We start from the raw sequence: 11,742 nt of genomic DNA, 5'->3' as shown, positions 1-11,742 counted from the left end.
AAGCAGTGCGGATAAGAAAACGATGCAGTATAGTTTGGTGAAAACAGAAGACGGTAAGTATTTCAAGAGCAATCATTGCCTGGCCGAGTTTTTCTATGCTTTGGAGCATTCTTCTAGATTCAATACCCCATACGGAACACTAAATACAGGCCAGCAACCGATATCCATTAGGGAAATGGAAAAGGTTTTCGATCAGCAGGACGAATTTCCATTTCAGGGATCATTCCCGCTTGATGTTAGGCTCCCCTGGACTTACCTGAATCATTGGTGGCTTGTTCAACGTGAGTATCTATCCAAGGTGTTTGAAATCAACGGAGAACAGGCCTACCAGTTCTGGACGTTGACGGATTGGAGAAATCACGACGGCTATAATCTCCACCGGGGCATTGATAGGTTTGTTTATATTCCGGATAAGGGAATCGTTGGCGGCTCTTACGATTTCTATTTCCTGTTTGAGGAGAATTGGGGCTTCATCGAAAAGGGGCGAGACCGCCATACCAAAACCAGGGACGAGCTATGGCAAAACGTGCTGGAAGAAAAGGTCATGTTGGCAGAAGAACTGAGGTGATGGTGAGGTTGATGTGATAATACTTAACGCAGCCTTTCGGCAAAGGAATCAGAAATATGAGTTCCCGAATTGAAATCTTTCATGGGCTTTGTTTTTAAGTACTCACCCGCCTTATTTAAAATATGCTATAAAATTTTAAATAGTAAAGTTAGTTATTTAAATAATGAAGCGAAAATTTAAATAGCAATCACTTGTTATTAAATAGGAATAGTATAACCGATCTTTCTATAGCTATAATTTTGCCGGTTTTTCTTCTATTTGGCCGTGGACAGCCTAAAGAGAAAACTTCTACATCCGTTAAACAGGGGGATAAACTTGATTTGGCCCATGGATATCCAACGAGATACACCGATTCCTCTATAAATTAAATAACGCAATACTGTTTCCTACTCTGCCGGAGGCAGAGATATTAAAATGAATTTCCTCTACGAGCTCAATGTCTCAAACGCAATTTCTTGCCATAGCACGCTTTGTATATGCCAGTTTGTAATCCCTATGCTTAGGGAGAAAGAAAAAAAGGGAATCGTAAGACAATATGAAAGCATCTTTTCAGAAACGAACTAATACAGCGAATAACCGAGCAGCAACGGCTAAATTACAGCCTTTGGCGGTTAAACGGGTATTAGTTGTTCGCTCCGAAAAAAGTAATAGATTCGAGGGGATGTCTGAGAATTTGGAGCAGCTTAAGCCCGTTCGTATCCCTGGTTATAAAGTAAGAGGCTAAACCTAACCATAATTTTGGTCAAAAACCTGCTTACTTCCCTCCTGAAAACAGCTACCTCCTGAAAATAGCGACAGTCATTCATGTAGTTTAATCACCAATCACTTGGAAATTACCATGCAATCTTCTACCTTTATGTCCAGTTCAATCTGGACTCATGCAAACGGAAATAGGATAATTTGATGTTGAAAAACGTAAGTTCATAGCTAGGCGCTTTCATATGAAACGAAAATTCCTTATCCTCTTTCTTTTGTCCTTGTCGTTTTCCACATATGCGCAAATGAAAGCCATACCCAATCTTCCTGCTATTAGCCCGGAGGATGCTGGTTTCAACAAAGATTCCATTAATGCGCTTAATGATACGCTTTCCAAATTCAGGCAAAGAGACTACAGGGGATTGATTGTTATTAAAGACAATAAGATTGTGCTGGAGAATTACTACAATACATTTTGGCGGAATCACATACATGATATCCGGTCTGCCGGAAAAAGTATTACAGCCTTACTCCTGGGCGTAGCCATCAAAGACGGACTGGTACAAAATTTAGATCAGGATGTCTACTCTTTCTTTCCTAAGGAGAAATACCCTTCTATGCACGAAGATTATAAGAAGGTCAAGCTGATTCATCTGCTGAATATGGTTTCAGGTTTAGATGCTGACTCTGACAACCCTGAAACGCCTGGTAGCGAAGGAAAATGGGTAGCAAAGGACGAATGGGTAAGCTATTTGTTAAGCATTCCATTATCTAGCAAGCCAGGGGAAAAATGGGTCTATGCAGACATCAATGCTGTTTTGATTGGAGCTATCATCGAAGAAAAATCCGGTATGAGCCTGAGGGATTATGCCAGGCAAAAAGTTTTTGACCCTCTGGAAATCAAAGAATTTTACTGGTATACTAATGCGGCAAATCAGACTGGTGCCGCCGGCAATCTTTACATTTCCACGCTGGATTTTGCGAAGTTGGGTTTATTGGTTGCTAATAAAGGGAAATGGGGAGATAGGCAATTAGCCGATTATAATTATATGAATCGTTTATTGGTCGAACACTCCACTGCCATAGGGGACTATAATCCGTTGGCCGACGGATATGGGATGCTTTGGTACAGATCTAAAAGAAAGTTTGGCACAAAAGAAGTAAATTATCTCTGGGCATCTGGAAATGGCGGAAACCATTTGGTGGTTGTACCAGAGGAAAAAATGGTCATCGCCATGACTTCTGGTGCATACGGCAATTGGTACCCCCATACAAGGGCATATTTTATCCTCGGTAAGGTATTTCAAGCGTTAGCGGAAAATCATTAGAAACGTTCTTCGTATGGGATCAATTCGCATGCTTTAGACAATAATCGTCATTCTTCAATATATTACGAATTAACAATTGCACCATGATAATCCCAATAGCGCGTAAGTGCAATCTTAGCTGGGCCGATATGGAGTTTATTGGTCCGTTGCAATTGGCTGATGTTGCGCTCTACCGAACGCGCGGTAATACCGAGCAACGGTGCAAGTAGAATGGGAATATCCAATAAAAAAGACCGTATTTTTGGGGGCGCTGTTATTGTAGATTCCCTTATGAAATATTTTAACGAGTTGGCGACATTGTTGGATCAGGAACAAGCTTTTGATAAAGCCCAGCATGAAGCTCTGTTACTGCAGCGCTCCGTGCAGGAACGGATTGCGCTTGGCATGACCTGGCTTCCCATTGCGATAACGAATAGCGAATTGGGGCGGGGTGATTACCTGACCATCACGGTAAACAAAACCAATCACCCGGAAGAGGGGCATCAGTTCAGGTTCGGCATGCCTGTTTCCTTGTTTTCAAACCACAATCCCCAGCAGGATCGACTTCATGGGGTTATCGCATTTGCCAGCCGTGACACCATGCGGATCTCGCTTCGGGTAGACGAACTTCCTGCATGGAGCCGTGGCGGACGGCTCGGGGTCGACTTGCTGTTTGATGAAAATTCGTACAAAGAAATGCACCGTGCACTGGACGAAGCCAGCCTGGCGCTTACCGACAAAAAACAAGGCAACCTGATAAGGCAGCTCCTGGGCGAAACCGATGTTCGCGAGTCACCTCCCAACCCGGCATATGAAAACGATAGCCTGAACGCCAGCCAAAACAAGGCGATAGCCCATATACTGGGCGAAAATCCCCTATCCATCCTGCATGGGCCTCCCGGCACGGGTAAAACGACGACGCTGATCTACGCCGTACAAGCGCTCCTGAAGCAGCGGCCGCAACAGCTCCTCATCGTAGCGCCAAGCAATACGGCCGTAGACGTGCTGACCGAACGCCTTGATGCGGTCGGCGTATCGGTAGTCCGCATCGGCAACCCGGTGAAGGTTTCGGATCACTTACAAGAACTCACATTGGATGCCCGGGTGGACAACCACGCCTCCCATAAAACGATCAAAACCCTGGAGAAGCAAGCCCGGGCATATCTCGACATGGCACATAAATACAAACGTAATTTCGGAAAGGCAGAGCGGGATCAACGGAAAGCGCTGTTTGACGAAGCGCGTAAAATCCGGAAAGAGATTGATCAGATGCTGGACTATATCGTTCAGGATGTATTGGCCAAGGCGCAAGTGATCACGGCTACGTTAGTAGGCGCCAATCATTACACTATTCGCGATCGGCGGTACCAAACCGTCATTATCGACGAAGCTGCACAGGCGCTGGAACCGGCCTGTTGGATCCCCATCCTGAAAGCTGATCGCGTCGTCCTGGCAGGAGACCACTGCCAGTTGCCCCCGACGGTCAAATCCAGCCATCAGACCACCGGGGGATTATACCACACCTTGTTCGAAAAATTAGTCGCCCGGCACCCTATCCACGTATCGCTGCTGGATGTGCAGTACAGGATGAATGCCCAGATTATGAAATACCCGTCTCTGGCCTTCTATGCAGACCACTTACAGGCAGCGCCGACCGTGGCCCATTGGACATTGCGCGGCGATGACAGCCCGATTTTGTTTATCGATACCGCCGGGGGCGGATTTGAGGAAACCGTCGTTGATCACGCCATTTCCAATGAGGAAGAGGCCCGCTTTTTACGCAACCACCTCGCTTCTTTTGTGACAAGCCTCAACATGCCGCTTACAGACCCAGCCTTTCCAAGCATCGGCATCATCACGCCATACCGGGCCCAATCGCTGTATCTGCGCGAGCTCATCGCGCAGGATGACCGCCTGCAACCCTATACGAAACAGCTGCAAGTGAACACCATTGACAGCTTCCAGGGCCAGGAAAAAGACGTGATCTACATCAGTTTGACAAGGAGCAACGCAAAACAGGAAATTGGCTTTTTAGCCGACACCAGGCGGATGAATGTGGCCATGACCCGTGCCCGGAAAAAGCTGATTGTGATCGGAGACAGTAGCACAATGGGACACCATGACTTCTACGGTGGGTTTCTGGATTATATCGACTCCTTGGCCAAGCATCGCAGTGTATGGGAATCGCATAATGTGTAATCTCCCAGGAACGTAACAGGCAGTCTGCCACCTCGTCCGCTTAAGTGCTAATTTCAAGCTTATATCCTTTGCCGCGTATAACAACGATGTTGATATTCGGATCGAATTCCAGTTTTTTTCTAAGTTTGGATATGAACACATCCAGACTACGCCCCACGATAACACCTTCATCTTCCCATACCTCTTTTTGCAGCCGGCTTCTCGCTATTGTCTCGTTGGGAGACAATGCGAAAATGAGCAGTAGACGCGTTTCAGTTCCAGTGAGGTCTATGGTCGTTTTATTTACTATCAACTGCCGTTCCTGTGCATCAAACAAAACTGAACCTAAAGTGAATCTATCAGTAAGCTGATGATTATTTAAAGCGCCCCTCGGCTTAAGAGATCTCAAAAAAATAAAACCAACAACGACTAAAAATGACAGGCTGCCCAGCAGATATCCGTTCTTTGCGGTATTTATGCCTGTCGGTTTGAATTTAATGTTGATCGTATAGCATGCGCTGGGTTGCTCCCTTCCTATGCATGCTACAATATCATCTTTTTTATTTTTGGATATCGCGTATCCATAGACTACACTGGAATTGCCACAGTTCAGCACGTTAACAACATAATCACGTGCGAAGGGGTCTCTGGCCAACAAACGCTGGGTAGTATTCACCAAGGAGTCCGGTTGAAAAGTAAGATCATGCTCAAACCTGATTTGGTATTCATTTTCTGCAATCTTTTTTACCGGGAGCACCCTTGATGTACTGTCGCCCGACTGCAAGAGTAATTCATGTCCGATCCTGCGGAGCAAAACTTCCCTCCTGGCGATATCAAAGTCGTCATTTCCCGCCATACTGAAAGCCACGCAGATTACGGAGATAAACAGGAGTAATGCCGATCCGAATAGGTACTTGCGTTTCCCGAAGCGGAGATTGCTGCTATCAAACATCACATTGAGATTTTATTTACAAAGTTTACATTTTTATTTACAATCCTGATTTCCCAGCCGGAAAGATATCAACCTAATTTCGCATGATTTTTCAGACCACACGGGATAAAAAAGAAAAAATGATGAAATATGTACATTTATATGCTTTGTTCTTGATGTTTGTTTTTTGCACTTCCTGTAAAGGACAAAACAAAACTGACTCATCAAACAAAACAGAGCTACCTAAAGCCATTATCAAGTCTGAAACCAAGGACACAATCACTTCCACCGTGCCCAGCAATATCACTCGAACTATCATACAAGATAGAAAGCGTAACATTTGGATTGCTGCATTTGATGGTGTATTTCGGTACGATGGAAAATCGTTTACCAATATCACAAGCCAAGTAAGTACGGCCCGCTTCTTTGCTGTTTTAGAGGATAGCAAAGGCAATTGGTGGTTCGGCTCTATTGGCTCAGGTGTTTACTATTACGATGGGGTATCCTTTCGTAATTTTACAACCAGGGATGGGCTTCTTAATAATGATGTTGGAAGTATTTATGAAGATAAAAAAGGCAACATCTGGTTCGGTGTTTTTGGAGGAGCAAGCCGTTATGATGGGATATCATTTCGGAATTATACCATAAATGGAGATGCGATGAATGAAGATCGGACAGGGAAAACTTTTCCGGATAGACCATCTTATGAAGTTAATGCTATTATTGAAGACAAGACAGGCAAGTTTTGGTTTGGTACAAGGGGCAATACCTTCGTTTATGATGGAAAAACATTTACCGTTTTCACCCATGACGGCAAACCTTTTACGAACGTTCGTTCGATAATCGAAGATAAAAAAGGCAATATCTGGCTGGGGGGCAATGATGGCCTTTGGCGCTATGACGGTAAGACATTTGCCAACTTCACGCCGAACTTTGTTGGATATATCTACGAAGATAAAAATGGAAGCATTTGGACTAGTTCAGCAAATGCTAATAATCAAGGTTGGGCACTTTCCCGTTATAATAAAAAGTCGATAGCTAATAATGCGACGTCACCCGAAATAATAAGAACAATTGAAGGGATGATCTTTGGAATCCTGGAAGCGGATGATGGAAGCATTTGGTTTGGCGCTTTAGATGGGGTGTATCGTTATGATGGGAGTACGATTACTGATTTTAAAGGCGGTACTGTACACGAAGTTGCTTACAAAAAGCAAAGCGGCAACCGCTATAGCCTTATCCAACTTAATTGATATTTCTTTTTTGACTACAAGAAATACCAGTTCGGCTACTTTTTAGCGAATAACAACGAAGACTTTTGCAATAGAATTTAAACGAGAAAATATGCAAAACCTTGAAGGAAAAGTAGTCGTTATCACAGGGGCGAGTGCAGGCATCGGCAAAGCCATAGCAATAAAATTGGCAGAGAGTGGTGTAAAAGTTGTCTTAGGTGCAAGAAATACCGAGCAATTGGAAAAGGTTGCTAAGGAAATTAAAACCAATGGTGGCGAAGCCTTATTTATTAAAACTGACGTAAACAATAAAGCCGATTTAATGCAGTTGGTAAATGTTGCGGTTGAACAATATGGCAAGTTAGACATTATGGTGAATAACGCAGGGATTGCCCGCATCAGCCGTATTGACGAATTGGATATTGAGGGTTGGGATGAAATGATTGACAGTAACATAAAAGGTGTTTTATATGGAATGGCGGCTGCAATTCCTGTTTTTAAGAAACAACAATCGGGACACATTGTAAATATCATTTCAACTTCGGGAATAAAAATTGTGCCGACACAAGGTGTCTACGCAGGAACAAAAAATGCTGTGCGTACCATTACAGAAGCATTTCGGCAAGAATCGGACGGAAGTATAAGAATTACGGGCATTTCGCCCGGATATATAAAAACAGATTTTGCGGTCAAAAGCGTAAAGACCGATGAGATGAAAACAGCGGCTTCAAAGGCGGTAGAACAAATGGCAATAAATCCTGAGGCCATTGCCAATGCCGTAATTTACGCTATCAGTCAGCCGAAAGATGTTGAGGTGGGGGATATAGTTATTCGACCGTCAAAGCAAAATTGATTACATTTGAATACTAAGAAATGCAACGACAATCGAATATCAATCATATTGAAAGCATCTCTCAATTGTTGCGGGTTTTGGGACTTCCTGCACCATTACACCCGTTGATTGCATTGGTGGATTACAGGGAAGCATCGGTAGAAATGCTTGAAAAAGGAGAGAAAATCACCCTTGATTTTTACAAAATTGGCGAACGAATTAAAAAGTAATATTGATAAATTCAGTCAAGATGTATTGGTTTCACAAATAGAATTATTGCTGAATTACAGTAATCGTTTTTACAATCGCCAATTCATCACAAGAAAAACAGTGAATCACGACATCATAACTTCATTGGACAAATTATTGAATAATTATTTTGATGAAGAAAATAGTCTTAAAGATGGTTTGCCGTCCGTTAAATATATCAGCACACAACTAAAACTATCCCAGCGCTATTTAAGTGATATGCTGCGCTCACTTACAGGGATGAACACACAGCAATATATCCAGCATGCAATCATTGAGAAAGCAAAGGAAAAATTATCTACAACCGATTTATCTGTTTCGGAAATTGCTTACGAATTGGGCTTTGAACATTCTCAATCATTCAACAAACTCTTCAAGACAAAGACAAAACTTTCGCCCTTGGCGTTTAGGCAGTCGTTCAACTGAAAGCCCAAGAATAACTGCACCTGTAGCTACCCCGATGAATTACAGGGAAATATTAAAGTTTTGTCAAAATAGCCCTGCATTTTTTTTGTTTATAATCCAACGGATTTCTCTATTTTAGGCCGATTCCATTTTCAAGAAAAGGCCTAAAATTATGAGTAAAAAATCAATTTTCATTAAGGACGGTGTGAACTATGCCACACCCTTCATGGCGATAAGCGCGTTGTTTCTTACCTGGGGTATCGCACATGGCTTACTGGATACCCTTGACAAGAACTTCCAAGAATTATTGCATTTGAAAAAGTGGCAGTCAAGCTTCATACAAGTCTCCCTCTATGGGGCCTATTTTTGCATGGCCATACCGGCCGGTCTATATACCAAAAAATACGGCTATAAAAAGGGAATTATACTCGGTTTGAGCCTTTTTGGTATCGGTGCATTGCTTGCTGCGGGTACAGCACCGCTCCAATCGTTTATTCTTTTTTTATTTTGCCTGTTGGTCATCGGCGCAGGGCTGGCAACACTGGAAACGGGGGCCAACCCCTATACCACCAAGCTGGGCCCTCCGGAATCCGCCGAAAGGCGAATCAATATCGCCCAGTCTTTCAATGGCTTTGCATGGGTCGTAGGTCCGCTGATTGCGATATCTATCTATGGCAACCGCAGCCATGTGGAAGGAGAGAAAATGATCTCCATAATCCTTCCCTTCGCTATCATCGGATTGGCCGTTCTTGCGATTGCCTTTGTTTTCTCCCGGCTAAAGCTGCCTAAAATTGATGAGGAGGATTTAATACACGCACACGGTGCTGCTCCTACTCCTGGTGGCGACATGGAAATTTCAGATCCTTCGCATCCTTCCTATATTTCAAAGAAGCCGTTATGGAAAAATAAACATTTTAAACTGGGTGTTGCCTCACAGGCTTGCTATGTGGCGGCCCAAACCGGTGTTTTTAGCTACCTGATCAATTTTGTCACGGATCATGATATGCATCCGAGGTTTGATGTGCAATATGGGCCTTATTTTTTGTCCCTGGGGTTCTTTCTATTTATGATGGGCCGCTTTTCCGGCAGTGCGCTCATGAGGTATTTTAAGCCCACCAACCTATTGGCTTGCTATGCGCTAATGGTATGCGTTTTATTGCCCGTTGTATCGTTAAAACTGGGATGGATTTCATTCGTCGCTCTTTATGGTGTTTTCTTTTTCATGTCCATCATGTTTCCAACAATATTTGCATTAGCCATTAGGAGCCTGGGGACACATACCAAGCAAGGCGCTTCTTTTTTGGTGATGTCTGTCGGCGGTGGAGCCGTATTCCCGCCATTAATGGGCTATGTTTCGGATATATACGGTATGGCCGCGGGTTTTTTCGTGCCTATCCCGTTATTTGCATTCATTGCTTATTATGCAATTGAGGGATATAAAATCAAACCTTAGCAATCATGTAAAAACCATGGTGGCAATCCTTATTATAGTAACACTCATAACGAACGGTATACTTTCCTTTGCTTGGGCACAGGAAAAAAAATATATATCGCTTGACATGCTCGATAGTGCATACCACACCTCACGGTACACCTTGAATACCGATGATTTATATGGTGTGGACGAGACCGTCGAATTGTACAACACCTTCCTGCTGGATAGCCAGGTTCTTGTTGTATTCTCTGTTTTGCCTGACTTTGAAAGCAAACAAAACTGGAAACAGGTCGACATAGAAACTATCCGCGATCAAATTGTTCCTGAAAGAACCTTCTATGACTTGATGCGGGAAAAGTCCTATACGGAAGCCAGCAGTGCTAAAAAATCAATGGGATATACCTTACTGAAAGTTGTGGATGGGAAATACTTTGCCAGCACATATTGCTTATTTGAATTTTTTGTGATCCGAAATTATCCTGATGTATTCAACACGGTCTACGGCATGATTAATACCGGACAAAAGTACTTTACCATAGCGGAGATGCTTGATCTGTATAATCGAAACAACATAGACCATGGTTTCCCTTTAGATATAATCGCCGGCCCGAAAGTGATGCGGGACAGGGAGTTGCTACAACGGGAATACTTGTCCAAATCATTGGATATAAATGGTGAGAAAGCTTATCAGTTTTGGACATTTACCGATTGGAACGTGTCAGACGGATGGAATGTGCACCGGGGAATAGACCGTTTTATATACATTCCAAACAGGGGGATTGTAGCCGGGTCATATGATTTCTATTTCCGGTTCAAGAATCCGCGCGATTATTCCGAAGAGGAATGGCGGCAGGATATCTTAAAAGAAAAAGTCATGCTGGCCGAGGAGCTGAAGTGACAGAAGAGATTTGAAACTGCTTTCAACGGATAGTAATGAGAAAAGCACTTTTTGGAGTCATATTGGTTTGGATGATTGCTGTGGATACCTTGCGGGCGCAGCAAGAAAGGTATATCATGCTTGACATGCTCGATAGTACCTACCAAACTTTTCATTATACGCTGAATACAGCATCATTATACGGCGTGAAAAACGCTATCGAGCTCTACAACGTGTATATTGATGATGGAACCCTTGCCTTGTTTTCCATACTGCCCGATTTCAACAATCGGAAAAGCTGGGATCCCCTGGATATCCGGTCTATAAACGACCAGATTTTCTCTGATGGCGCATTCCGTAGCTTGATTCGGGAGAAATCCATCGCTGCGCTGGATTACAAAAAGTCAATGCGATACCGGTTGATAAAAAGGGAAAACGGCAAGGACTACGTCAGCAAAACCTGCTTGCTGGAGGTATTCAATATCAGGGAATATTCCGATAAATTTAATGCTCCTTTCGGCACGATAAATACAGGCCAATCAAAACTGACCGTCAGGGAAATGAAAGCCTTACATCGCAGGTTTTTCCCTAACAGCCACTTCCCGCTGGAGCTCCAATATACTGGCTATTCCATGGAAGACAGATCGCTGATTGCCAGAGAATATTTATCAAGGGAGCTGGAGATTAATGGCGATAAAGCGTATCAATTCTGGACATTTATCGATTGGGGCGTGGCGGATGGCTGGAATGTTCAACGGGGGATCGACCGGTTCGTCTATATCCCAGGGAAGGGGATCGTTGGCGGGTCTTTTGACTTTTACTTTTATTTCCAAGCTAAACTGGATGATACACCAAGTAAAAAACGGTATACGATTTCACCGGCTCAACAGCAAGCCAACATCATGGACGAAAAAGTGATGCTATATTTTCCTTATTAGTATATTTCCTCTATAAATTAAAAACACAAAACAAACCACTCTCTGTACTAAAGAGAGATATAAAAGAATTTCCTCTACGAGCTTAAAGACTCAA

Annotated in this window: 11 protein-coding genes and 1 pseudogene; 11 read left to right on the top strand and 1 reads right to left on the bottom strand. The window is 43.3% G+C overall.

All coding sequences use genetic code 11. The features are described 5' to 3' along the window. The 4 genes and pseudogenes from BMW65_RS23695 to BMW65_RS23685 form a co-directional block, all read left to right on the top strand. Positions 1-568 (top strand): annotated as a pseudogene (locus tag BMW65_RS23695) (hypothetical protein); the annotation flags it as partial. A 941-nt stretch (positions 569-1,509) separates the two neighbouring features. Next, positions 1,510-2,592, top strand: a complete 1,083-nt coding sequence (locus BMW65_RS23690; RefSeq protein ID WP_090609483.1) for a serine hydrolase domain-containing protein — start codon at positions 1,510-1,512, stop codon at positions 2,590-2,592. An 83-nt stretch (positions 2,593-2,675) separates the two neighbouring features. Continuing rightward, positions 2,676-2,801, top strand: a complete 126-nt coding sequence (locus BMW65_RS24745) for a hypothetical protein (RefSeq protein WP_262497354.1) — start codon at positions 2,676-2,678, stop codon at positions 2,799-2,801. A gap of 61 nt (positions 2,802-2,862) precedes the next feature. Then, positions 2,863-4,770, top strand: a complete 1,908-nt coding sequence (locus tag BMW65_RS23685; protein WP_090609481.1) for an AAA domain-containing protein — start codon at positions 2,863-2,865, stop codon at positions 4,768-4,770. Positions 4,771-4,810: 40 nt separating this feature from the next. Here the strand turns inward: BMW65_RS23685 and BMW65_RS23680 are convergent, their stop codons facing one another. Then, the gene (locus tag BMW65_RS23680) at positions 4,811-5,701 is read right to left on the bottom strand and encodes a winged helix-turn-helix domain-containing protein (protein WP_090609479.1); all 891 of its coding nucleotides are present in this window, start codon (positions 5,699-5,701) and stop codon (positions 4,811-4,813) included. A gap of 83 nt (positions 5,702-5,784) precedes the next feature. On the opposite strand from BMW65_RS23680, the gene BMW65_RS23675 reads away from it, so the two are divergent. The 7 genes from BMW65_RS23675 to BMW65_RS23650 all read left to right on the top strand — a co-directional run bounded on the left by BMW65_RS23675 (position 5,785) and on the right by BMW65_RS23650 (position 11,648). Then, a complete protein-coding gene (locus tag BMW65_RS23675; RefSeq protein WP_245747731.1) occupies positions 5,785-6,933 on the top strand; it encodes a ligand-binding sensor domain-containing protein in 1,149 nt (382 codons plus the stop codon). Between the two features lie 91 nt (positions 6,934-7,024). After that, positions 7,025-7,765 (top strand): SDR family oxidoreductase, encoded by a 741-nt coding sequence (locus BMW65_RS23670; RefSeq protein WP_090609478.1) that lies wholly within the window; start codon positions 7,025-7,027, stop codon positions 7,763-7,765. A 20-nt stretch (positions 7,766-7,785) separates the two neighbouring features. Continuing rightward, positions 7,786-7,974: a hypothetical protein gene (locus tag BMW65_RS24630; RefSeq protein ID WP_245747732.1), complete on the top strand. Its 189-nt coding sequence runs from the start codon at positions 7,786-7,788 to the stop codon at positions 7,972-7,974. Next, the gene (locus BMW65_RS23665) at positions 7,952-8,419 is read left to right on the top strand and encodes a helix-turn-helix domain-containing protein (RefSeq protein ID WP_317040507.1); all 468 of its coding nucleotides are present in this window, start codon (positions 7,952-7,954) and stop codon (positions 8,417-8,419) included. Before BMW65_RS24630 ends, BMW65_RS23665 begins: the two co-directional genes overlap by 23 nt. A 151-nt stretch (positions 8,420-8,570) precedes the next feature. Then, positions 8,571-9,851 (top strand): sugar MFS transporter, encoded by a 1,281-nt coding sequence (locus tag BMW65_RS23660; protein ID WP_218145505.1) that lies wholly within the window; start codon positions 8,571-8,573, stop codon positions 9,849-9,851. A gap of 106 nt (positions 9,852-9,957) precedes the next feature. Then, positions 9,958-10,731 carry a hypothetical protein gene (locus BMW65_RS23655; protein ID WP_143054017.1) on the top strand — a complete coding sequence of 258 codons (774 nt, stop codon included), beginning with the start codon at positions 9,958-9,960 and terminating at the stop codon, positions 10,729-10,731. A gap of 35 nt (positions 10,732-10,766) precedes the next feature. Then, positions 10,767-11,648: a hypothetical protein gene (locus BMW65_RS23650; RefSeq protein WP_143054016.1), complete on the top strand. Its 882-nt coding sequence runs from the start codon at positions 10,767-10,769 to the stop codon at positions 11,646-11,648. Positions 11,649-11,742 lie beyond the last annotated feature (94 nt).

Source organism: Parapedobacter koreensis (assembly GCF_900109365.1).
Lineage (GTDB): Bacteria > Bacteroidota > Bacteroidia > Sphingobacteriales > Sphingobacteriaceae > Parapedobacter > Parapedobacter koreensis.
Note: the sequence above shows the minus strand (reverse complement) of the source record. Positions and strands in the feature narration are given on the sequence as shown.